Origin of the sequence: Pseudomonas sp. 37 R 15, assembly GCF_900004865.1 — a bacterium.
Taxonomy (GTDB): Bacteria; Pseudomonadota; Gammaproteobacteria; order Pseudomonadales; family Pseudomonadaceae; genus Aquipseudomonas; species Aquipseudomonas fluorescens_AM.
In genome coordinates this window covers 66263-86792 of sequence record NZ_CVTV01000051.1, presented here as the reverse complement: position 1 = coordinate 86792, position 20530 = coordinate 66263, and the positions used below count along the sequence as shown (strand labels likewise).

The 20530-nt window shown below is 61.9% G+C and carries 21 protein-coding genes and 1 pseudogene; 10 read left to right on the top strand and 12 right to left on the bottom strand.

Annotation, left to right across the window (positions count from 1 at the left end):
• Window positions 1-4: 4 nt before the first annotated feature.
• Entirely contained in the window at window positions 5-574 is a 570-nt protein-coding gene (locus BFQ04_RS18800; RefSeq protein WP_065952094.1) for a GNAT family N-acetyltransferase, read from the bottom strand.
• A 76-nt stretch (window positions 575-650) separates the two neighbouring features.
• Between BFQ04_RS18800 and BFQ04_RS18795 the strand changes: the two are divergent.
• Window positions 651-1572, top strand: a pseudogene (locus tag BFQ04_RS18795) (histone deacetylase).
• Between the two features lie 171 nt (window positions 1573-1743).
• Entirely contained in the window at window positions 1744-2970 is a 1227-nt protein-coding gene (locus BFQ04_RS18790) for a TIGR03862 family flavoprotein (protein WP_065952093.1), read from the top strand.
• 122 nt (window positions 2971-3092) lie between these two features.
• Here the strand turns inward: BFQ04_RS18790 and BFQ04_RS18785 are convergent, their stop codons facing one another.
• Window positions 3093-4427 carry a DEAD/DEAH box helicase gene (locus tag BFQ04_RS18785; protein WP_065952092.1) on the bottom strand — a complete coding sequence of 445 codons (1335 nt, stop codon included), beginning with the start codon at window positions 4425-4427 and terminating at the stop codon, window positions 3093-3095.
• Window positions 4428-4476: 49 nt separating this feature from the next.
• Window positions 4477-5373 carry a drug/metabolite exporter YedA gene (gene yedA / locus BFQ04_RS18780; RefSeq protein WP_065952091.1) on the bottom strand — a complete coding sequence of 299 codons (897 nt, stop codon included), beginning with the start codon at window positions 5371-5373 and terminating at the stop codon, window positions 4477-4479.
• Between the two features lie 160 nt (window positions 5374-5533).
• Here yedA and BFQ04_RS18775 point away from each other — a divergent pair, with 160 nt between their 5' ends.
• The gene (locus tag BFQ04_RS18775) at window positions 5534-5995 is read left to right on the top strand and encodes an Lrp/AsnC family transcriptional regulator (protein ID WP_065952090.1); all 462 of its coding nucleotides are present in this window, start codon (window positions 5534-5536) and stop codon (window positions 5993-5995) included.
• A 50-nt stretch (window positions 5996-6045) separates the two neighbouring features.
• On the opposite strand, the gene BFQ04_RS18770 is transcribed toward BFQ04_RS18775, so the two are convergent.
• Window positions 6046-6336, bottom strand: coding sequence for an acyl carrier protein (locus BFQ04_RS18770; RefSeq protein WP_065952089.1), 291 nt, complete (start codon window positions 6334-6336; stop codon window positions 6046-6048).
• On the bottom strand, window positions 6326-6892 hold the full coding sequence (locus BFQ04_RS18765; RefSeq protein ID WP_065952088.1) for a hypothetical protein: 567 nt from the start codon (window positions 6890-6892) through the stop codon (window positions 6326-6328). Before BFQ04_RS18765 ends, BFQ04_RS18770 begins: the two co-directional genes overlap by 11 nt.
• Window positions 6893-7367: 475 nt before the next feature.
• Here BFQ04_RS18765 and BFQ04_RS18760 point away from each other — a divergent pair, with 475 nt between their 5' ends.
• Window positions 7368-7676: a DUF6124 family protein gene (locus tag BFQ04_RS18760; RefSeq protein WP_065952087.1), complete on the top strand. Its 309-nt coding sequence runs from the start codon at window positions 7368-7370 to the stop codon at window positions 7674-7676.
• 140 nt (window positions 7677-7816) lie between these two features.
• Here the strand turns inward: BFQ04_RS18760 and BFQ04_RS18755 are convergent, their stop codons facing one another.
• The 3 genes from BFQ04_RS18755 to BFQ04_RS18745 all read right to left on the bottom strand — a co-directional run bounded on the left by BFQ04_RS18755 (window position 7817) and on the right by BFQ04_RS18745 (window position 9798).
• On the bottom strand, window positions 7817-8428 hold the full coding sequence (locus tag BFQ04_RS18755) for a 3'-5' exonuclease (protein WP_057724934.1): 612 nt from the start codon (window positions 8426-8428) through the stop codon (window positions 7817-7819).
• 42 nt (window positions 8429-8470) lie between these two features.
• The gene (locus BFQ04_RS18750) at window positions 8471-8947 is read right to left on the bottom strand and encodes a LabA-like NYN domain-containing protein (RefSeq protein ID WP_057724933.1); all 477 of its coding nucleotides are present in this window, start codon (window positions 8945-8947) and stop codon (window positions 8471-8473) included.
• A gap of 119 nt (window positions 8948-9066) precedes the next feature.
• Complete coding sequence (locus BFQ04_RS18745; RefSeq protein WP_065952086.1) at window positions 9067-9798, bottom strand: DUF2076 domain-containing protein; 732 nt, start codon at window positions 9796-9798, stop codon at window positions 9067-9069.
• Between the two features lie 179 nt (window positions 9799-9977).
• Here BFQ04_RS18745 and BFQ04_RS18740 point away from each other — a divergent pair, with 179 nt between their 5' ends.
• Together BFQ04_RS18740 and BFQ04_RS18735 are read left to right on the top strand one after the other, a co-directional pair.
• Complete coding sequence (locus tag BFQ04_RS18740; protein ID WP_065952085.1) at window positions 9978-10637, top strand: YciC family protein; 660 nt, start codon at window positions 9978-9980, stop codon at window positions 10635-10637.
• Window positions 10638-10678: 41 nt separating this feature from the next.
• Window positions 10679-11767, top strand: coding sequence for an endonuclease/exonuclease/phosphatase family protein (locus BFQ04_RS18735; RefSeq protein WP_065952084.1), 1089 nt, complete (start codon window positions 10679-10681; stop codon window positions 11765-11767).
• Between the two features lie 108 nt (window positions 11768-11875).
• Here BFQ04_RS18735 and hrpB read toward each other — a convergent pair whose 3' ends face one another.
• Window positions 11876-14383 (bottom strand): ATP-dependent helicase HrpB, encoded by a 2508-nt coding sequence (gene hrpB, locus BFQ04_RS18730; protein WP_065952083.1) that lies wholly within the window; start codon window positions 14381-14383, stop codon window positions 11876-11878.
• 166 nt (window positions 14384-14549) lie between these two features.
• Here hrpB and BFQ04_RS18725 point away from each other — a divergent pair, with 166 nt between their 5' ends.
• Both BFQ04_RS18725 and BFQ04_RS18720 read left to right on the top strand, forming a co-directional pair.
• Window positions 14550-14969: a polyribonucleotide nucleotidyltransferase gene (locus BFQ04_RS18725; RefSeq protein WP_065952082.1), complete on the top strand. Its 420-nt coding sequence runs from the start codon at window positions 14550-14552 to the stop codon at window positions 14967-14969.
• A gap of 9 nt (window positions 14970-14978) precedes the next feature.
• Window positions 14979-15857: a cation diffusion facilitator family transporter gene (locus BFQ04_RS18720; protein WP_065952081.1), complete on the top strand. Its 879-nt coding sequence runs from the start codon at window positions 14979-14981 to the stop codon at window positions 15855-15857.
• A gap of 118 nt (window positions 15858-15975) precedes the next feature.
• Here BFQ04_RS18720 and BFQ04_RS18715 read toward each other — a convergent pair whose 3' ends face one another.
• Complete coding sequence (locus BFQ04_RS18715; RefSeq protein WP_065952080.1) at window positions 15976-16992, bottom strand: DUF6515 family protein; 1017 nt, start codon at window positions 16990-16992, stop codon at window positions 15976-15978.
• A gap of 417 nt (window positions 16993-17409) precedes the next feature.
• On the opposite strand from BFQ04_RS18715, the gene BFQ04_RS18710 reads away from it, so the two are divergent.
• Together BFQ04_RS18710 and BFQ04_RS18705 are read left to right on the top strand one after the other, a co-directional pair.
• Window positions 17410-17889 carry an Lrp/AsnC family transcriptional regulator gene (locus BFQ04_RS18710; protein ID WP_003194418.1) on the top strand — a complete coding sequence of 160 codons (480 nt, stop codon included), beginning with the start codon at window positions 17410-17412 and terminating at the stop codon, window positions 17887-17889.
• Window positions 17890-18109: 220 nt separating this feature from the next.
• The gene (locus tag BFQ04_RS18705) at window positions 18110-18319 is read left to right on the top strand and encodes a DUF2788 domain-containing protein (protein ID WP_032884769.1); all 210 of its coding nucleotides are present in this window, start codon (window positions 18110-18112) and stop codon (window positions 18317-18319) included.
• Here BFQ04_RS18705 and BFQ04_RS18700 read toward each other — a convergent pair.
• Together BFQ04_RS18700 and amn are read right to left on the bottom strand one after the other, a co-directional pair.
• The gene (locus BFQ04_RS18700; protein ID WP_065952079.1) at window positions 18314-18949 is read right to left on the bottom strand and encodes a pseudouridine synthase; all 636 of its coding nucleotides are present in this window, start codon (window positions 18947-18949) and stop codon (window positions 18314-18316) included. The two genes, BFQ04_RS18705 and BFQ04_RS18700, sit on opposite strands and share 6 nt — an antisense overlap.
• A gap of 71 nt (window positions 18950-19020) precedes the next feature.
• Complete coding sequence (gene amn, locus BFQ04_RS18695) at window positions 19021-20493, bottom strand: AMP nucleosidase (protein ID WP_162515428.1); 1473 nt, start codon at window positions 20491-20493, stop codon at window positions 19021-19023.
• Window positions 20494-20530 lie beyond the last annotated feature (37 nt).

The following is a 20530-nucleotide window of genomic DNA, read 5'->3' as shown; positions in this document are numbered from 1 at the left end:
CTGCTTATCCGTGCAGCGTGTCCAACCATTGGGCGCGGGTGATGCGGTACAACACATGGGCGCGCAGCGGGTCATCGGCTGCGACTTTGGGGTGTTGAAAATCTGCCTGCGGATCGTAATGCATACCGATGGCCTGCATGACTTTTTGTGAAGGCAAATTGCCTTCGGTGGTAAAGGCGACGATTTCATCCAGGCTCAAACGATCAAAACCACAACGCAATGCGGTCCATGCTGCCTCGCTGGCATAACCCAGGCCCCAATGTTCGCGGGCCAGGCGCCAGCCGATTTCCACCGCCGGGGTGAAGCTTTCCTCAAAACTGACGTTCTGCAGCCCGGTAAGGCCGATGAATTCGCCGGTGTCCTTGCGCTGCAACGCCCAAAAGCCAAAGCCATATTCGGCAAAATGGCCGCGAATCCGCCCGATCAGTGCGGCGCTTTCCAGGTGGCTCAACCTGGCCGGGAAATAGCGCATCACCTGCGGGTCGGCGCACATCTGCGCAAAGGCCGGCAGGTCGCTGTCACGCCATGGGCGCATGACCAGGCGTGCACTTTCCAATTCCAGTATCGGCTCCATGGTTCCCCCTCCCTTGCCATGTGCGTGAGTGTACAGCGCTGGTAAGATCCGACGCAGACTCCCGTCAGAAAATCCCATGCCCTTGCCATTGATCTACCACGATGACTACAGCCCCGAGTTCCCGGCGGACCACCGGTTCCCCATGGACAAGTTTCGCCTGTTGCGCGATCACCTGGTGGACAGCGGCCTGACCGAGGACAGCCAGTTGCTGCGTCCGCAACTGTGCCCGGGGGAGATTCTGGGCCTGGCCCATGATCCCGGGTATATCGAACGCTATATGAGCGGCGAGTTGTCTCGCGAGGACCAACGGCGCCTCGGCCTGCCGTGGAGCGAAGCCCTGGCGCGCCGCACCGTGCGCGCGGTGGGCGGCTCGATCCTGGCGGCGGAGCAGGCGCTGGAACATGGCCTCGCCTGCCATCTCGCCGGCGGCACCCATCACGCCCATTACGATTACCCGGCGGGCTTTTGCATCTTCAATGACCTGGCAGTGATCAGCCATTACCTGCTGGCCAGCGGCCGGGTCAATCGGGTGCTGATCTTTGATTGCGACGTGCACCAGGGCGACGGCACCGCACGCATCCTGCATGACACGCCGGATGCCATCACCGTATCGCTGCACTGTGAAAAGAACTTTCCGGCGCGCAAGGCCCAGAGCGACTGGGACATTCCATTGCCCATGGGCATGGGCGACGACGACTACCTCAAGGTGGTCGACGACGCGCTCAATTACCTGCTGCCGCTCTACCAGCCGGACCTGGTGCTGTACGACGCGGGCGTGGATGTACACAAGGACGACGCGCTCGGTTACCTCAAGCTGACGGATGCCGGCGTTGCCGGCCCGCGATGAAAGCGTGATGCGTCACTGCCTGGGCCGCGATATTCCAGTAATGGGCGTGATCGGTGGCGGCTACAGCAAGGACCGCCCTGCCCTGGCCCGCCGCCACGGCATCCTGCATCACAGTGCGCAGCGTGTGTGGACGTCATCAGGTTGTCATTGATATGTGTGCGTTACCCACAATGCCTGTGGAATCACCTGTGGATAACTTGAGTGTAACGGCCTGCAAGCAAGTAACCGTATGGCGTGTAGGAAAGTGTACATTTTTTGATCAGGCAGGCGTGCCGTCGTCGGGTAGAATGCTCGGCCTATTCACACCACCGTAGCCTTGCCCATGCCTCAGTCTTCTCCCCCCTCTGTCTCCATTATCGGCGGCGGCCCTGCCGGGCTGATGGCCGCCGAAGTCTTGAGCCAGGCGGGCGTACGGGTGGCGCTGTACGACGGCATGCCTTCGGTAGGACGCAAGTTCCTGCTGGCCGGCGTCGGCGGCATGAATATCACCCACTCCGAAGCCTACACGGCGTTCTTGGCGCGCTATGCCGAACGCGCACCGCACATGGCGCCGTTACTGCGCCGCTTTGGGGCCGAGGCGTTATGCGAGTGGATTCACGGCCTGGGCATTCAAACCTTTGTCGGCACCTCCGGCCGCGTATTTCCTACGGACATGAAGGCCGCGCCGTTGCTGCGTGCCTGGCTCAAGCGTCTGCGTGATCAAGGTGTGGTTATCCACACCCGGCATCGCTGGGTGGGCTGGAATGCCGAGGGTGATCTGCTTATCCACAGCCCGGACGGCGAAAAAGTTGTCCACAGCGATGCCGTGCTGTTGGCCCTGGGCGGCGGCAGTTGGTCCCGCCTCGGCTCCGATGGGGCCTGGCTGAATCTGCTGGAAGGCCAAGGCGTGCCTTACGTTCGCCTGCAACCGAGCAACTGCGGGTTTGAGGTGTCAGCCTGGAGCAACCTGATAGTCAGCAAATTCGCCGGGGCGCCGTTGAAAAATGTCGCCATTGGACTGGGGGACGATAAGCCTCGACTGGGGGAATGTGTCGTGACGTCCACTGGCATCGAAGGCAGCCTGATCTATGCGCTGTCGGCGCCGATTCGAGAAACGATCAACCGTGACGGCGCCGCCACCGTGCATATCGATCTGCTGCCGAGCAAGCCGCTGGACAAGGTGCAGGCTGCGCTGGCCAAACCACGTGGGTCGCGGTCAATGAGCAAGCATTTGCACAGTCAGCTGGGGTTGGATGGCGTGAAAGCGGCGTTGTTACGCGAGCTGACGCCCGCTGAACACTTCGCCGATCCGGCGCAGTTGGCAGTCGATATCAAGGCGTTGCCGCTGACATTGGTCAAGACGCGGCCCATCGACGAAGCCATCAGCACGGCCGGTGGTGTGCCGTTTGAAGCACTGGATGAGCGGTTGATGCTCAAGCAATTGCCTGGGGTGTTTTGTGCCGGGGAAATGCTGGATTGGGAGGCGCCGACCGGGGGGTATCTGCTGACGGGGTGTTTTGCCAGTGGCAGGGCGGCGGGGCTTGGGCTGTTGGAATGGCTTGACAGCTGAGAGGTGGGGTGGATTCAAGGCCGCCATCGGGGGCAAGCCCCCTCCCACATTTCGAATGTGTTCACAAATCAAAGTGTGGGAGGGGGCTTGCCCCCGATGAGGCCATCAGCCCCACCGCAAAATCACTTCTTCTTACGCGGTCCGGTGTTGAAAACCGGCACCTTGCGCACCGGCTTGATCGACGGCTCCGCGGGCGCCACGTCACCGCTGTCCACCCATTTACCCAGATTGCGCTTACCGCCGCCGCCCGATGTCTTGGGCTTCTTCGGCTTTTTCGGCTTCTTCACCACCTGCCCACTGGCATCGGTATCCGGCACGCGATGCTCGGGTACGAAATCCGCTTCCATTTTGCGGGTCAGGGTCTGGCGCGTGAGCATCTCGATCGCCGACAGCATGTTCACTTCATCGGCACACACCAGTGAAATCGCCTCGCCGGTGTTGCCCGCACGGCCGGTACGGCCGATACGGTGGATGTAGTCTTCGGCGACGATCGGCAGGTCGAAGTTGACCACCAGCGGCAGGTCTTCGATATCCAGGCCACGGGCCGCCACGTCGGTGGCCACCAGGATCTGCACTTCGCTGGCCTTGAAGCGGTCCAGTGCACGTTGGCGGGTCGCCTGGGGTTTGTCGCCATGGATGCCGTCGGCATTGATGCCCAGGCCCTGCAACTTGTCCACCAGCGCGTCCACGCCATTGCGGGTTTTGGCGAAGACCAGCACCTGTTTCCAGCGGCCCTTGCGCATCAGGTGCACGAACAGTTCCGGCTTGCGCTTTTTATCCACCGGCACCACCCACTGCTGCACGGTGTTGGCGGCGACGTTGCGCGGGCTGACTTCGATACTCAGCGGGTCATTGAGCATTTGCCCGGCGAGCAGGCGGATGTCATCGGAAAACGTGGCTGAGAACAGCAGGGTCTGGCGTTTTTTCGGCAGCATGCGGTAGATGTTCGCCAGCTCTTCGGAGAAGCCCAGGTCGAGCATGCGGTCGGCTTCATCCAGCACCAGGGTTTGCAACTGGTTGAGTTTCAGCGCGTTCTGGCGGAACAGATCAATCAGGCGCCCAGGCGTGGCCACCAAGATGTCGACACCCTTGCGCAGCTTCATCATCTGCGGGTTGATGCTGACGCCGCCGTACACCGCGTAAGTGGTCAGCGGCAGGTGCTGGGCGTATTCGGCGACGCTGGCGTGAACCTGCTCGGCCAGCTCGCGAGTGGGGCACAGGATCAGCGCACGCGCCGAGTTGGCGGCGACTTTCGGCCCTTCCATCGTCAGCAATTGCAGCAGCGGCAAGGCAAAGCCGGCGGTCTTGCCGGTGCCGGTCTGGGCGGCGGCCATCAGGTCGCGACCGGCCAGCACCGCCGGAATGGCTTGCGCCTGCACCGGCGTCGGGGTCTGGTAGCCAAGCGTCTCAAGGGCGCGCAGCAAGGGTTCGATCAGGCCAAGGGTGGCGAAAGTCATGTAGTTACCGTAGGAAAAATTCAGCGCAAGGTCGCAATTGCGCCGCAGTTTACCTTATTTCCGGCTTCGGCTTACGCCACTGCGGCAAGCTGATCAGCAACACCGCACTGATGATCACCAGCATCGCCAGGGCCTCTTCCAGGCCAATGCTCTCGCCGACGAACACAATCCCCAGCAATACCGCCACCGCCGGATTCACATAGGCATAACTGGTCGCGGCCGCCGGGCGCACGTGCTTGAGCAGGTACATGTAGGCGTTGAAGGCGATGATCGAACCGAACACCGTCAGGTAGGCCAGAGCCAGCCAGCCTTCCAGCGGCGGCATGGCCTGCAGGTGTTCGCCGGACAGCGTGCTGACGATCAGCAGCGCCACGCCGGCCACCAGCATTTCCGCGGCACTGGCCATGGCGCCCTGGGGCAGCGGCAAGTGTCGGCTCCACACCGAACCGAAGGCCCAGGAAGCCGCCGCCATCAACAGCAACACCGCCCCCAATGGGCTCGATTGCAGCGTACTGCCCATATTGAGCATGGCGATGCCAATAATCCCCAGGATCACCCCGGCCCATTCCAGCCGCGTATTACGCGCGCCCCAGAAAAAACCGCACAGCAGGGTGAACAGCGGCACGGTCGCTACGGCCAAGGCCGCCACACCGGACGACACGCCCATATGCTCCGCCACGCTGACGCCGCCATTGCCTACGGTGAGCAGCAAAATGCCGATCATCCCGGCCGCCTTCCACTGCGGCCACGTCGGCGCCGGCACCCCGCGCCACCGCAGATAGCCATACATCAACACGCCCGCGGTGCAAAACCGAATCCCCGCCAGCAACAGCGGTGGCCAGTACTCCACGCCGATGCGGATCACCAGGTAAGTGGAACCCCAGATCACATACAACGCAAAAAAGGCGGCGATCAACGGTAAGGGAAAACGACGTGGGCCAGGCATTGGGCGGCTCTATGGCAGGAGTTGGGAGGCTTATTCTAGAAACGAAGGTGGATAAACATAAGTTACAAAACCTGTTTAAAGCGCCCATACACTTTTCAAAGCATGGTTATGAAGGCTATAAACCATGCTTTCGAAAGCCAGGCGTAACCGGAGCCTTATCATGGACAAATACGACCGCATGCTCCTCAGCGCCCTGCTCGAAGACGGGCGCGCTTCCTACGCACAATTGGCCCGTACGGTGAACCTGTCCGCCCCTGCCGTGGCCGAGCGCGTGGCCAAACTGGAGGCCAGCGGAGTGATCACCGGTTACCAGGCCAAGGTAGACCTGTCCAAAGTCGGCCTGCCGATTCAATGCGTGATTGAATTACGGCTGACCAATCACGGCAGTCAGAAGGTCTACGACGCCCTGGCGCAAATTCCCGAGCTGACCGAATGCCATCGGGTCACCGGCGATCCGTGCGTGATCATGCAGGCGGCGGTAGGCACCATGCCGCAGTTGGAAGACCTGATTAATCGAGTGGCGAAATTCGGGTTCAGCAAGACGTCGATTATTTTGTCCAGCGCAATAGAGCGGCGGGTGCCGTTGGGGCAGTTGGAGGCCAATGGGAAAAGTGGTGGCTGACCCGCCGCCATCGGGGGCAAGCCCCTCCCACACTTGATGTGTGAACACCTTCAAAATGTGGGAGGGGGCTTGCCCCCGATGGCGTCAGTGGCCGCGCTGAAGATCAAATCGACTACCTGCTTGATGGTTGTAATGTGATCCCAATCGTCCTGAGTCGCTTGCAGCTTGAACTGCCACTTGATCTGCATGACGAAGCAGGTCAAGTCATCATCAATGATGTCGAAGTCATGGATGAAATCGGTTTGCTCCGTCACATCGCTTTGGTCGATGAAACCGATGATATCCACGAACAGCTGAATTACTTTTTCGCTGATTTCGGCTCGGGTCAGGCTACCTTCCATTTCTCGCTTCATAGGCACACTTACCAATACTGACTAGATCAAAGACTGCAAGCCCGGCAGCAACGAAGGGTATGCCTCGCCCAATGACGCCAAATACCCGGACCGTACCAAACGTTGCTTTTGCCATTCTGGCCATGGTGGGTTGCCTGATCAATGTACGAGGAAAAAAGCGCATTCCGATCAGGCTAGCCAGGTTCGTGGTTTTGCTGGAGCCGACGTGAACCCACGCACCCACCGCAATTTTGCTTATCGGTATGCCCGCCGCGCCCGTGGCAACTGTGGCTGCCGTGAGGCCGTAGTGTTGCTGTGTACATTTCCACAGTTCATCAAACGTCGTATCGGGCACAGCGGGGTCAGCGTGAATCGGCTTGAGTAACTGGTAATGAGGACCATGACGCCAACCTGGCGAACTCGGCAACACCATGACTGCCGGGCAGCTTGTCATTGTGTTGCCCACATGAAACGCCATGCTTGAACTTGACCCCAGATCAATGCCATTTGATTCGAGTTCGAGCTTGCTTCGAATGATCGCCGTATGAAGATCGCTTTCCTGCATGACTGTAATCCCTGTGCGTGAATGACAGACGGAATGGTAGGTCGCAGTAAGACGCGATAGATGAACGAAGGAGAAAACCAGAAAGGTCCTAGGCTACAACCGGATTCGGCCTACCAACCATTCAGAGCTCAAGGGAAAGCGATCTCAAACCAACGGATTTTCAGTGGCCAGCAAGACCGATCCCTTTCATTTGCGGGACGTTTCCGAGAGAATCCCACAGCCTTGTTTCCGTCGGATTCGGTAGCTAGTCTCGCCCTGTCATCGAATGTTCGGTGACCGGACGTGCAAGTCCGATGGCAAGCAAGATCATAAATAAACCTACAGCCGATATGCCTGTTATGGCGGCTGTGCGTGGGAGGCCTTCGGGCCTGCTGGGTTTGGATCCTTGCCCCGGTCTTGCACACCTACGCACAGTTGCCACCCAAATTCGCGTGCAAGCGAACGGTGTCAACTTCTTCCAGCAAGGAGTTTCACCATGGTCAAAGTCACCCCCGACCCACCCAAGTCCAAACCCGACTTCCTCAGCGAAGACGCCCTGCTCCACCGTCGTGCCATCGACTACTACCTCAAAGCATCCGCCCCGGACGCGCCCATTTTTATCCTGAATGACAACCTGAGCTTCGAAGAGGCCCTGGCCCATGCGGCGGATTTGTTGCATTGCGCGGTGGAGACGGCCCACGCGTCGGGTGAGGTAATGAAGGCGCCGCAGCGGGCGGTGATGCATTTGGTGGAGATGGCGAAGGGGGTGGTGGATCAGGCGTTGGAGTGCACACAGCCTCGATAGGCGACGCATCACCCAATGTGGGAGGGGGCTTGCCCCCGATGGCAGTGTGTCAGTCAGCTTATCTGCAGCTGCCCCACCGCTATCGAGGGCAAGCCCCCTCCCACATTTGGATCTTTGGTGTTCTTGAGACTGTGGCTGGTTCAGAACCCGCGATGTTTCTTCAGGTGCTCATTGATCTTCGCCGCCGGCACTTTCTGCAAGGTGCACAGCAAGTCGTGGGACAGTTCGCGCAGGCCGTGGGTCTGGCGCAGTTCCCGCGCCAGGTGCGCCGTCAGGTTGGCTGCCATCTCGGCATCCGCCAGCGCCCGGTGAGCCTGACCGGTATGGGGCAGCTGGGCGTAGCTGTTAAGGGTGCCGAGTTTGTGATTGGGCGCCGCCGGCATGAGGCGGCGGGCCAGCAGCAGGGAGCAGGCGAATTTCTGCAGGCGGGTGCGGCGGATCAGGCCCAGTTCAAAGTCCCAGAACTTCTGGTCGAACGCGGCGTTGTGGGCCATCAGCGGCGTGGTGCCGACGAACTCATTGACCTCATTCATCACCCGCTCGGCCGGTGGCGCGTTGCGCAGCATGGCGTTGCTGATGCCGGTGAGTTGTTCAATGAAACCGGGCACGCGTACGCCGGCATTCATCAGGCTCTGGTAGCGGTCGACAATGTGCCCGCGCTCAAGGATGACCACGCCAATTTCCGTGGCCCGGCAGTGGCTGCTCGGGGTAATGCCGGTGGTTTCAAAGTCGATGACCGCTATACGTTCCAAACCTGTTCCAACTCCGTGTGACAATTTAGTGAGCCGCCGCGCTTATTTGAGCAGCAGCGCGCCTTCGATCGGTACGTAGCGGCTGGCGGCGCGTATCAGTGAGTTGGCCGTCAGCCCCGGCACGCCGTAGGCCACCGCTTGCACGCCATGCTTGTGGATGATGCGCTCGAGCAGCATGTCGAAATCCCCGTCGCCGGAAGCCAGCACCACTTCATCGACGTGGTCGGCGGCGTCCATGATGTCGAGGGTGATGCCCACGTCCCAGTCGCCCTTGGCCGATCCGTCGCTGCGCTGGATGTAAGGCTTGAGTTTTACCGTAAAGCCCAGGTTGCGCAGGATTTGCTGGAACTGCTGCTGCTTGCTGTCGCCACGGTCGATGGCGTAGGCGTAGGCCTCGACGATCTGCCCATGGGCACTGATATCAGCCCACAGCGCAGCGTAGTTGAAGTGGCAGCCATAGGCCTGGCGAACGGTGTAATAGAGGTTTTGCACATCGGCGAACACTGCAATTTTCTTCACCGCACTTCCTCAATGACCGCCAGGCGCCAGCGCCCGGAAAGGTTGCCAGTATGCCAGCCATGGGGAGGTTTCCGGGAAAAAATCAGACCGGGGCGACGCAGCGCCCCGGGTCAAGCGGGTCAGACGAAGGAATCGTCGTCGCCAAAGGCGGAGGAATCGTCGGCATAATCGCTGTCGGCGAAGCTATCGGTGTTGTTGGCGCCCCAGTTGTCATTCCCGGCGAACTTCTGGTCATCGTTGCCCCAGCCACCTTGATCACTGGCCGGCGCCGGTTGTTCGATGATCTCTTCCACCACCTGCGGCTGCTGGTTGTGATGAAACAGGCTGCTGATGCCCTCGGCGAGCAATACACCACCGGCCACGCCGGCCGCCGTTTTCATCGCGCCACCGAGGAACCCGCTGCCGGCTGGCGGGGCGGCGGCCGGTTGTTGCGGCGGTTGATAATTCTGCTGCGGCGTCGGCGGGTTGAACGATGGCCGCGCCGGTTCACGCCAGCCGCCGCCCGAATTACCCGGCGCAGGCTGCGCCTCGCGCGAACCGCCGCCAAAGATGCTCGACAGGAAGCCACCACCGCCGCTGGCCGGGGCCGGTTGCGCGGACTTGGCGCGCTGCAATTCTTCCTGCAATTGCTGGATCTGCTGGGCCTGCTGCTTGTTCTGCGCATCCAGGCTTTGCAGCGCGTGTTCCTGCACCAGGAGCGACTGGGTCATGTAGTAGCCGGCGGCCGGTTGGCGAGTCATGTGTTCCTTGATCCGCGCTTCGGCCTGGGCGTCGCGGGGGGCTGAATCCGTCTCGGCTTGCTGCAACCGTGAAAACAGTCCATCGATCAGGGTTTGTTCTTCGCTGTTCATGGCGACCTCGTTAGATTGCCGGTAAAAATCAGGGGCCCGCCTGACATCAGGCAAGGTACGCCCTAGTTATGGGGCTGTTACCAATTGTTTCAATGGTCTTTACTCAAGGTTTACGTTTGCTTGCCCAGGCCGGCTATCGGTTAAAGTGTGTCCCTGCTTTTCGGCCTGTGATGACTCTGATGAATCCGTTAGACGTGCTGCGCGACTCCTTCCGCTTTACCCTGCGTAACCTGGGCGCCATCGTCCAGCTGTGCCTGCCGCTGGTGATCCTCGAAGCCCTGTTGCAACAGGTGCTCGACCATACGCTGGGCCCGGATGCCTTCAGCGGTTACAGCGTGGTGGTGGGATTACTGGTGTATCCGTTGTACACCGGCGCCCTGATCCTGTTCCTCGACGCGCGCACCCGCGGTGAATCGCCACGCACCCGGGATGTGTGGGCCATGGCCCTGGCCATGTGGCCGCGCTTCGCTTTGCTGACCGCCATGAGCACGTTGTTGATTCTGCTCGGGCTGTCGCTGTACTTTCTGCCGGGCCTGTGGCTGATGGTGGTGCTGGCGTTTGCCGAATACTTGCTGGTATTGCGCGGCATGTCGGCGCTTGAAGCGATGAAGGAAAGCCTGCGCCTGACCCGTGGGCATTTCTGGCGCATCCTGGTGTGCCTGCTGTGCGTGATGACCCCGCTGTGGCTGCTCAAGGGCGCCAGCGTGGCGGCGTATCCCGAACCCGCGCCGCTGCTGGGGCTGTTGATGGACAGCGCCCACAGTTTCCTGCAACTGTTTACGAGTGTGGTGCTGTTCCGTTTATTCATGTTGATCGGTGGCGACGCCGACGCGCGGTGATATGCTCCGTGCCTCTTCTGAAACGCACATAAGCCGAGCCGATGACCCGTTTATTGCGCATCACCGTGTTGAGCCTGCTACTGATTGCAGGCCTGTTGGCGGCACTGATCTACAGCCTGACCTGGCGCCCGGCGGACAAGGAGATCCTGCCGGTCAGTTGCGTGGCGCCGCGTGCGCCGACCCTGCTGCCGGGGCAGGCGCTCAAGGTGATGACCTGGAACGTGCAGTACCTGGCCGGCAAGAACTACGTGTTCTGGTACGACACCCCCGACGGCAGCGGCCCGGATGAACGGCCCACGGTTGAAGACATGGCCTTCAGCCTCGACGAAGTGGCGCGGGTGATCCGCGACGAACAGCCCGACATCCTGCTGTTGCAGGAAATCGACGAAGGCGCCAAGCCCTCCCATTACCAGGATCAGCTCGCGCTGTTGCAGGAGCGGCTGGTCGACCTTTACCCGTGCAGCACCCAGGCATTCGACTGGAAAGCCGATTTTGTGCCCAGCCTGCCCATCTTCGGCAGCGTCGGGCGCAAGCTGGCCACCCTCAGCCGCTACCAGATCGAACACGCCGAGCGCCTGCAACTGCCCACGGCGGATGCCAACTTCATCAGCCGCCAGTTCCAGCCCAGGCCCGCCTTGTTGCTGACGTACCTGCCACTGAGCGACGGTGGGCAACTGGCGGTGCTCAACACGCGCCTGGACGGCGGCATGCCTGGGCGCAGCGCGGTGCAGGAGCAGGTGAAGGCCACCGCGAAGTTACTGGATAAACTGGAAGGCCGTGGCACGCCCTGGTTGATCGGCGGGGATTTCAATCTGCTGCCGCTGGGCCAATTCCTGCGCCTGGATGCGCAAAAACGCGGCCAGTATTCGCCGGACAGTGAGTTGCACCTGTTGTGGGACAAATACCCGATGATCCCGAGCAACAGTGAATCCAGCGGGATCGACCGCAAGCAATGGCTGACACACTTCCCTAATGACCCAAGCCTCGAGGGGCCGGATCGGACACTGGATTACCTGTTCTACAGCGCGCGGATCAAGCGGGTCGAGGCCAAGGTAAGGCAGGAAGATACCTTGCGCATCTCCAACCATTTGCCGGTGATCGCCCGGTTCCTGCTGCCCGCCGCGCAATAAAATGTGGGAGGGGGCTTGCCCCCGATGGCAGTGTGTCAGTCAGTACAGGTGTTACTGGTACACCGCTATCGGGGGCAAGCCCCCTCCCACAGGGGATTTCCAGGGTGGCTACTTTCGGGGTTTGATCCTGGCGGTCGCTTCGGCCACCAGGGGGTCATCCGGCCAGTAATGCTTGGGGTAACGCCCCTTCAAATCCTTCTTCACCTCGGCATAGGTACTGCGCCAGAAGTTCGCCAGATCCTGCGTCACCTGCACCGGCCGCCGCGCAGGCGACAGCAGGTGCAACTTGACCACTTGGCGCCCGCCGGCAATGCGTGGCGTATCCGCCAGCCCGAACAACTCCTGCAAGCGCACCGCCAGGATCGGCGGGTGTTCGCTGTAGTCCAGGCGCACTGATGAACCCGACGGCACTTTCACATGCTGCGGCGCCAGTTCTTCCAGGCGCTGGGGCAGCGGCCAGGGCAGCAGGTTATGCAGGTAGCTGGAAATATCCAGGTTGGCGAAATGGCTCAGGCGCGAGACTTTGCCCAGGTAGGGCATCAGCCAGTGTTCCAGGCCGGCAAGCAAAGCGCTGTCGCTGACGTCGGGCCATTCGCTGGTTTTGCCGGCCTCCAGCTGGCGCAGCAACAGCACGCGCGCCTGCCATTGGCGCAGTTCCGGGGTCCAGGGCAGCAGCTCCAGGCCTTTGCGCCGCACCAGGTTGACCAGCGCCTGACTGCGGGCGGCCTCGTCAAGACCGGTGAGTGGTTCACGGCTGAGCACCAGTTCACCGACTTTGCGTTGGCGTTCGGCGCGCAGCACGCCTTCGCGCTCGTCCCAATCGAGTTGGTCGACGTTGCGCACTTGCTCGGCAAGCACCGTGTCGAACAGCGCCGGGTCGAAATCCGCCGCCAGGTAGATGCGCTCTTCGCGCTGGCCCTGACGGCTGCCCAGGTCGGCGATCACCAGCCAGGCTTGTTTCATCAAGCTGTCGGCTTCGGCAAACAGCGCGGCGCGCCCATTGGCCAAACGGTATTCGGCGCCACCGGGGCGACGCTGTTGGGCGACGCGGTCCGGATAGGACAACGCCAGCAGGGCGCCGAGCCAGCGAGGGTGGTCGGGGTCGGCCACCGGCTGGGTGGCCTTGCCTCTCAGATAGCCGCGATATTGCCGCGCCAACTGCCTGGCCCGCTGTACCCCGCCCTGGGTACCACGGGCTCGCTCTTCACCGGACAACAGCGCCAGGCGACTGTGCAAGTCGGCACCGCCGCCGCGCAGGATATCGCGCTCGCCCAACAAGGCGGCGACGTCACACGCCATGGCCGCAAGCCCCAGGTCCTGCCCGCGCAACAGCAAATGGGCGATACGCGGGTGGGCCGGCAATTCGGCCATTTTCTGGCCGTGGGCGGTGAGCTTGTCCTTATTCAAGGCGCCCAGGCGCACCAGCAAATCCTGGGCCTGAGCGTAAGCGGCGGTCGGTGGCACATCGAGCCACACCAGTTGTGCGGGCGTGACGCCCCAGCGCGCCAATTGCAAGGCCAGGCCGGCGAGGTCGGCGGCGAGAATTTCCGCACTGCCGTAGGCGGCCAGCCCGTCATGCTGGTCCTCGGACCACAAGCGATAACACACCCCCGGCTCCAGGCGCCCTGCCCGGCCGGCACGCTGGGTGGCGCTGGCGCGGGAAATACGTTGGGTGTCGAGCCGAGTCATGCCGCTGCCGGGGTCGAAACGCGGCACCCGCGCCAGCCCGGCGTCGATCACCACGCGCACGCCGTTGATGGTCAGGCTGGTCTCTGCAATGTTGGTAGCCAGCACCACTTTGCGTTGACCGGCGGGCGCAGGGTCGATGGCGGCGCGTTGGGCATTGAGGTCGAGCTCACCGTGCAGCGGGCACAGCAGCACGTTGGGCTGATGACCCAAGGCGTCGGACAGTTGCTGATGGACCCGGCGAATCTCCGCCTGCCCCGGCAGGAACACCAGCACGCTGCCGGACTCGTCATGCAGGGCTTCAAGGATCGTGTTCACCACCCGCGGCTCGATGAATTCCCCAGCCTGGTACGGTCGCCCCCAGCGCATCTGCACCGGGAACATGCGCCCTTCGCTGCGCAGGATCGGTGCATCATCCAGCAGGCCGGCCAGGCGCTCGCCTTCGAGGGTGGCGGACATCAGCAGGATTTTCAGCGGTTGGTCATCGCGAAACAGGTCGCGGCCGTTGAGGCTCAGGGCCAGCGCCAGGTCGGCATCGAGGCTGCGCTCATGAAATTCGTCGAAGATCAGCAGGCCCACGCCGTCCAGCGCCGGGTCGTCCTGCAAGCGACGCGTGAGGATGCCTTCGGTGACCACTTCGATACGCGTGTTGGGGCCGACTTTGCTGTCGAGGCGGATGCGGTAGCCAACGGTCTCACCGACCTTTTCACCCAACTCGCTGGCCAGGCGTTCGGCAGCAGCGCGCGCGGCCAGGCGCCGGGGTTCGAGCATCAGGATGGTTTGCCCGGCGAGCCAGGGCTCATTCAACAAGGCCAGGGGCACGCGCGTGGTTTTACCGGCGCCGGGCGGCGCTTCCAGCACGGCTTCATGGCGAATCGCCAAGGCGTCACGCAGGGCGGGTAAAACATCATCAATCGGCAACGAATTCATACTGGCTCCAAAGCAGAGCGGCGAGTATAACGGCGAACTGCCGGAGGCTGACGCGGGTCTCAAAAACACTCACTGTCTGGACTGTGAATGCAGTCGAGTGTGGGAGCATCGGCGTCTGGCAGAACTGGCTTATAGTCACCCTTAAATATGTTCAGGAGACTTTTTCATGCGTATCGCTTCCCGTGTCATCGGCGGCGTCTTGGCCGTCACGCTGCTGAGCCAACTCACCGCCTGCGGTTCGATTTTCTACCCGGATCGGCGCGGCCAGATCGACGGCAAGATCGACCCGGCGATTGCCGTGCTCGATGCAGTCGGCCTGCTGTTCTACGTGATCCCGGGCCTGATCGCGTTCGGCGTCGACTTCGCCACGGGGGCGATCTACTTCGAACCGGGCAAGACCGCCCAGGTCGCGCCGGAAAAACTGCACGAAGCCATCGGCGCCGACGGCAAGGTCGATAACGCCAAGCTGCAAAGCATCATCCAGACGGAAACCGGCCGCACCTTGCCGCTGGACGACCCGCGCCTGATCCAGTTCAAGGGCAGCGTGCACCAACTGGCGTCCCTGGGCCTGCAACCCGCCGCATAAGGACAGTTCATGACCAGCAGTCCCGAACACGCCAGGCTTCTGCGCCTGGCCACCCGCGCCTCGGTGGGCGTGGCCTGTGTGTTGATCGTCACCAAGGCCATCGCCTGGTGGTTCAGTGGTTCGGTGGCCATGCTCGCCGGGTTGACCGACTCGCTGCTCGATGGCGTGACCTCGCTGCTCAACCTGCTGGCGGTGCACTACGCCCTGCGCCCTGCCGATGATGATCACCGTTACGGTCACGGCAAGGCGGAGTCCCTGTCGGGCATGGCCCAGGCGCTGTTTATCGGCGCCAGTGCAGTGTTGATCGCCCTCCAGGCCTATCAACGCCTGCAGCACCCTGAACCCGTCGGCGCGCCCTGGCTGAGCATTGGCGTGATCGTGTTCTCACTGGTGCTGACCGTGGCGTTGTTGATGCTGCAACACCGGGTGATCCGCGAAACCGGCTCCAACGCCGTGCGCGCCGATTCGCTGCATTACCGCTCCGACCTGATGCTCAACGGCAGCATCCTGGTGGCCTTGGTGCTCGCCGGTTTCGGCTGGCATCAGGTGGACGCCTGGTTCGGCCTGGGGATCGCCGCTTACATCCTGTGGAGCGCCATTCAGATCGCCCGGGAAAGCTTTGCCGTGCTGATGGACGAGGAGCTGCCGGCCGATATCAGCCAGCACATGCTGGACCTGGCCCGTGGCGTACCCGGCGTACTGGGTGCCCATGACTTGCGCACGCGGGTGTCGGGCAACCACTGGTTCGTGCAGTTGCACCTGGAGCTGCCGGGAGAATTGACGTTGTCCGTGGCCCACGGCATCAGCGACCAAGCCGCCGACGCCATTCACCGAGCCTACCCGAAGGCCGAAGTGCTGGTGCATGCGGATCCTGCGGATCAGCTATAAGTCTCAAGCTGCAAGCTGCAAGCCTCAAGCCTCAAGCCTCAAGCTTGTAGCTTGTAGCTTGTAGCTTGTAGCTTGCAGCTTGCAGCTTGCAGCTTGCAGCTTGCAGCTTAAAACCCTACTACTGAACCTGATAGCCGCGACTGCTCAAGCAGTTACCCTGGGCCTGGCGGTAGGTTTGCACCACCGCCGGGTCGGGGGCGTAGGTAGCGGTCTGCGGGTCAAAGCCGCTTTGCTGCGCGGCCCAGCGATAACAGTCGTAACCGTCCTGCTGTACCTGAGCCGGGGATTGCCCGTTGGCAGGATAGGCCACCACGTTATAGCCATTGCCTTGTGGCGCAGGCTGAGGCGCCGGCACCTGCGCCGGCGGTTCCACTACCACGTATTGCTGGGTGTTCTGTTCGTAGGCGTAGTAGGCGCCAGCCGCGAGGAACAATAGCGAACCGCCCACCCAGACTTCACGGGCGTAGTCCGGCAAATACTGCACCCGGATGCCATACGGTGGCCTTACCACCACATAACGCGGGCCTTGTGGACGGTACCAGTAACCGCCGGAGAAAAAGTAATCCTGGCCGCGATACGGCACACGGTAATTGCGCTCCGGGAAACGGTCGACGATATAGCCGGGGCGATACTGCGGGCCCGGGCCCCAGCCGTTGCCATGCCCATCGGGGCGGCCAGGCCAGCGGTTATCCCAGCGGTTATCACTGGGATGTCCATTGTAGCCGGGGCGCGAACCGGGACCGCCGGCCTCCCAGTGCCGGTTGTCGTCGTTACGCCGGGGAATGTCGCGGTAGTAACCCTGGCGCGGTTCCTGGGTCTGGCGCACGGTGTCGGGCCGGCCCTGAATCGGCAGGTTACTGGGTGGCTGCGGCTGCGGTCGCCCCGGTTCATTGACCGGCGGGCGCCCTTGCCATTGGCCGCCGCCATTGTGGCCGCCGCGATCAACCTGCGGGGCCTGCGGGCGTGGCTGATTGTTTTCCGGGCGACCTCCCCCTTCAGGCCCCCGCTCATGCTGGCCACCGCCCTGCAGCCGCGGCCCTTGGCCCGGTGAGTTATCGCGCTCGTCGCCCATTACCTGCGTGCCGACGCTGACCACCAGCAAACCAACACCTGCCATACGCCAGATGCGCTTCATGCTTTTCCTCACTGCGGGTTAGGGCTTGTTCATGAGACTGGGAAAGCCTCGCCCGGTTCTGAGACAGGTTATTAGTCACGAGCACTATTTTCTTGAACGCAAAAGAAAAGGGGTGACCCGTCGGCCACCCCTTGAGAATTTCGTCCTGGCTCAACGCTTTTGACGTTGGCTCACCTCACGCCGTCTGGTGGACAGTGTGCAGCCTGGAGGCCGGCTCAACCCTGCTGGGGTGGCGGCCGCAGCGCGCCTGATTGGGCGGGCTGCAGTGGACTGTTGTCCAGGCGGTGATTCTGTTGATAACGATACAGGCACACGTCCGACGGATGATTGCGAAGATTGCGTCAATAAACAGTGCTTGCGCAATTTTTAACCCTTCATGGATAATTCACCGCAATAGTTACGACAAAGGCCAACCCAATGAGCAAGCTTGACCGATACGACCTGAGTATTTTGGCGGAATTGCAGCGTGACGCGCGGATCTCCAACCAGGAGCTGGCCGAGCGTATCGGCCTGTCGCCTTCGCCCTGCTCGCGCCGGGTCAAGCAATTGGAAGACGATGGTTACATCGCCCGGCAGGTCGCGTTGCTCGACCGCAAGATGCTCGGCCTGAGCCTGACCGCCTATGTGCTGATCGGCATGGACCGGCATACGCCGGAACGTTTCGAGAATTTCGAAGCGGCCATCCGTACCTTGCCCCAGGTACTGGAATGCAGCCTGGTGACCGGGATGGACGCCGACTATCAGTTGAAGGTGGTGGTGCCGGACATGGATCACTACCAGAAGCTGCTGCTGGGGCACCTGACCCGGATTGAAGGCGTGACCAGCGTGCGTTCCAGCTTTGTGCTGAACCAGGTGCTCAACAGCACCGAACTGCCATTGACCCACCTGCGTACCTGAGAACAACGAAGTTCGAGGGGCTTGCTTGTTGTAGGAGCGAGCTTGCTCGCGAAAAACTCACAGGCACCGCGTTCATTCAGAAAGCACGCGGTATCGTTGACGTTTTTCGCGAGCAAGCTCGCTCCTACATTTGGATTGTGTTTCGACCCAGGTCAATGTTGCGTCTGTGACGCTGCCGTATACTTCCCGCCTGCCTTTGTAGGAAGCGCCCATGAACAACATCGATCCCGCCCTGTTCGAAGAATGGATGATGACCGGCCTGGTCACTGTCCTGATTATTTTCATGGGTTTTATCGTCTGGGACCTGGCGAAGAAATCCAAGGCCGGGCGCTTTGGCTCGTTCATCCTGTTTTTCGTGCTGGGCCTGGGCGTGGCCGCGTTCATCATCAAAAGCGTGGTGATCGGCCTGATCGAGTCCGGCGCCTTATAAACGCGCCGGTACTGCCCTCCACTGGCCCTGATCAAGGCCTTCGATAGACCAGTCGCCTATACGCACCCGCACCAGGCGCAACGTCGGCAAGCCCACCGCCGCAGTCATGCGTCGCACCTGGCGATTGCGCCCTTCACGTATCACCAATTCCAACCAATGCGTGGGCACGCTTTTGCGAAAGCGCACGGGCGGGTTGCGCGGCCATAATTCGGGCTCGTCCAACTGCCGGGCCTCAGCGGGCAAGGTCATGCCGTCGTTAAGCTCCACGCCCTCGCGCAGACGTTGCAGTTGTTCTTCGGTCGGTTCGCCTTCGACTTGCACCCAGTAGGTTTTCGCCAGCTTGTGTCTGGGGTCGGCAATGCGCGCCTGCAACTGGCCGTCGTTGGTCAACAGCAACAGGCCTTCGCTGTCACGGTCCAGGCGGCCGGCCGGGTAGATACCGGGGATATCGATAAAATCCTTGAGGGTCGCACGCCCGCCGTCGTCACTGAACTGGGTCAGCACATCGAAAGGCTTGTTGAACAGGATCAGCTTTGGCTCGGCCGGCGGCGCCTTGGCGACACGGCGCGGGCCTGCATGCGGGGGTTTCACGCCGGGGCGGCGTGCATCGGGACGGGTGGGACGGGACATGGCAAAGGAACATCTAACGGTCAGGACTCACAATGCTAGTGGCCTGACCGCTAAATGACCATCCCAACCGCTTAGCGGAACGGCGGCTCGTCGAAGCTGCGCAGTTTGCGCGAGTGCAGCGAGTTGAGTTCGGTGCGCAGCAGGTCGACGGCTTCGATGCCAATCTTCAAGTGCTGGCTGACGGCGCGCTCGTAGAACGCGTTGGCCGAACCCGGCAACTTGATCTCGCTGTGCAGCGGTTTGTCCGACACACACAACAACGTGCCATACGGCACACGCAGACGGTAACCCTGGGCGGCGATGGTGCCGCTTTCCATGTCCACCGCCACGGCGCGGGACAGGTTGATCAGCGGTCGTTCCTGGGCCCAGCGCAGTTCCCAGTTGCGATCGTCGTAGGTCAACACGGTGCCGGTGCGCAGGCGTTTTTTCAGCTCTTCGCCTTTTTCGCCGGTGACGTGCGCCGCCGCTTGCTGAAGCGCCAGTTGCACCTCGGCCAGGGCCGGGATCGGGATGTTCGGCGGTACCACGCGGTCGAGAATCCCGTCGCGACGCATATAGGCGTGGGCCAGTACGTAGTCGCCGATGGTCTGGGATTGGCGCAGCCCGCCGCAGTGCCCGATCATCAGCCAGCAGTGCGGGCGCAGCACGGCCAGGTGGTCGGTGATGTTCTTGGCGTTGGACGGGCCCACGCCGATATTCACCAGGGTCACGCCATGGCCGTCAGTGGCCTGCAGGTGATAGGCCGGCATCTGGTAGCGGTGCCAGACCACACCGGCAGCAATCGCCGAGGCTTCGCCGTGGTCCATGCTCTTGTCGATCACTACGTTGCCCGGCAGCACCATGCGGATAAAGCGAGGGTCACTGCGCAGTTGCTCCAGGCCATGCAGGATGAACTGGTCAACGTAGCGATGGTAGTTGGTCAACAGAATCCACGGCTGCACATGGCGCCAGTCGCTGCCGGTGTAGTGCACCAGGCGGCGCAGGGAGAAGTCCACACGCGCCGCGTCGAACAGGGCCAGGGGCAGCGGGTCGGTGTTTTCCCAGTCATAGAGACCGTCGGCGATGCCATCGGTGGCGGCGGACAAGTCGGTGCTGGGGAACACGCGGGCGAGCGTCGCGGCGGTCACGCCGGAACCGGCCAGTTCGTCGCCCTGCTCCACCACGTACGGGTACGGAATGTTCTGCTGGCTGACGCCCACTTCCACCGTCACAGTGAAGTCGTGCATCAGCGGCACCAGTTGCTCCAGCAGGTACTTACGGAAAGCCGCCGGATGGGTGACGGTAACGCTGTAGGTCCCCGGCAATTGCACCTTGGCATAGGCCCGGGTGGTCTGTGGGACTTCGCCGTGGCAGTGGTAGGTCAGGCGCAGTTCCGGGTAGCGAAACAGCGCGCGTTGCTCGGCGTCGGGTTCGACGCGGTCCTTGAGGTATTGCTTGAGGGCTTGATTGAGCGCGCCAGTCGCACGCTCATGCAGGGCCGCCAGCCGATCCACGGCTTCTTCAGCGGTTTGAACGACAACAAAAGCTTCGGTCACGGTAAGCATCCTGTGTTCTGGACTTGCAGGCCTTTATCTTGCCTGT

What these genes read in the sequence shown, in the direction of transcription:
- BFQ04_RS18800 (WP_065952094.1), bottom strand. Translation starts at nt 574, where the DNA reads ATGGAGCCGATACTGGAATTGGAAAGTGCACGCCTGGTCATGCGCCCA.
- BFQ04_RS18790 (WP_065952093.1), top strand. Translation starts at nt 1,744, where the DNA reads ATGCCTCAGTCTTCTCCCCCCTCTGTCTCCATTATCGGCGGCGGCCCT.
- BFQ04_RS18785 (WP_065952092.1), bottom strand. Translation starts at nt 4,427, where the DNA reads ATGACTTTCGCCACCCTTGGCCTGATCGAACCCTTGCTGCGCGCCCTT.
- yedA (WP_065952091.1), bottom strand. Translation starts at nt 5,373, where the DNA reads ATGCCTGGCCCACGTCGTTTTCCCTTACCGTTGATCGCCGCCTTTTTT.
- BFQ04_RS18775 (WP_065952090.1), top strand. Translation starts at nt 5,534, where the DNA reads ATGGACAAATACGACCGCATGCTCCTCAGCGCCCTGCTCGAAGACGGG.
- BFQ04_RS18770 (WP_065952089.1), bottom strand. Translation starts at nt 6,336, where the DNA reads ATGGAAGGTAGCCTGACCCGAGCCGAAATCAGCGAAAAAGTAATTCAG.
- BFQ04_RS18765 (WP_065952088.1), bottom strand. Translation starts at nt 6,892, where the DNA reads ATGCAGGAAAGCGATCTTCATACGGCGATCATTCGAAGCAAGCTCGAA.
- BFQ04_RS18760 (WP_065952087.1), top strand. Translation starts at nt 7,368, where the DNA reads ATGGTCAAAGTCACCCCCGACCCACCCAAGTCCAAACCCGACTTCCTC.
- BFQ04_RS18745 (WP_065952086.1), bottom strand. Translation starts at nt 9,798, where the DNA reads ATGAACAGCGAAGAACAAACCCTGATCGATGGACTGTTTTCACGGTTG.
- BFQ04_RS18740 (WP_065952085.1), top strand. Translation starts at nt 9,978, where the DNA reads ATGAATCCGTTAGACGTGCTGCGCGACTCCTTCCGCTTTACCCTGCGT.
- BFQ04_RS18735 (WP_065952084.1), top strand. Translation starts at nt 10,679, where the DNA reads ATGACCCGTTTATTGCGCATCACCGTGTTGAGCCTGCTACTGATTGCA.
- hrpB (WP_065952083.1), bottom strand. Translation starts at nt 14,383, where the DNA reads ATGAATTCGTTGCCGATTGATGATGTTTTACCCGCCCTGCGTGACGCC.
- BFQ04_RS18725 (WP_065952082.1), top strand. Translation starts at nt 14,550, where the DNA reads ATGCGTATCGCTTCCCGTGTCATCGGCGGCGTCTTGGCCGTCACGCTG.
- BFQ04_RS18720 (WP_065952081.1), top strand. Translation starts at nt 14,979, where the DNA reads ATGACCAGCAGTCCCGAACACGCCAGGCTTCTGCGCCTGGCCACCCGC.
- BFQ04_RS18715 (WP_065952080.1), bottom strand. Translation starts at nt 16,992, where the DNA reads ATGAAGCGCATCTGGCGTATGGCAGGTGTTGGTTTGCTGGTGGTCAGC.
- BFQ04_RS18710 (WP_003194418.1), top strand. Translation starts at nt 17,410, where the DNA reads ATGAGCAAGCTTGACCGATACGACCTGAGTATTTTGGCGGAATTGCAG.
- BFQ04_RS18700 (WP_065952079.1), bottom strand. Translation starts at nt 18,949, where the DNA reads ATGTCCCGTCCCACCCGTCCCGATGCACGCCGCCCCGGCGTGAAACCC.
- amn (WP_162515428.1), bottom strand. Translation starts at nt 20,493, where the DNA reads ATGCTTACCGTGACCGAAGCTTTTGTTGTCGTTCAAACCGCTGAAGAA.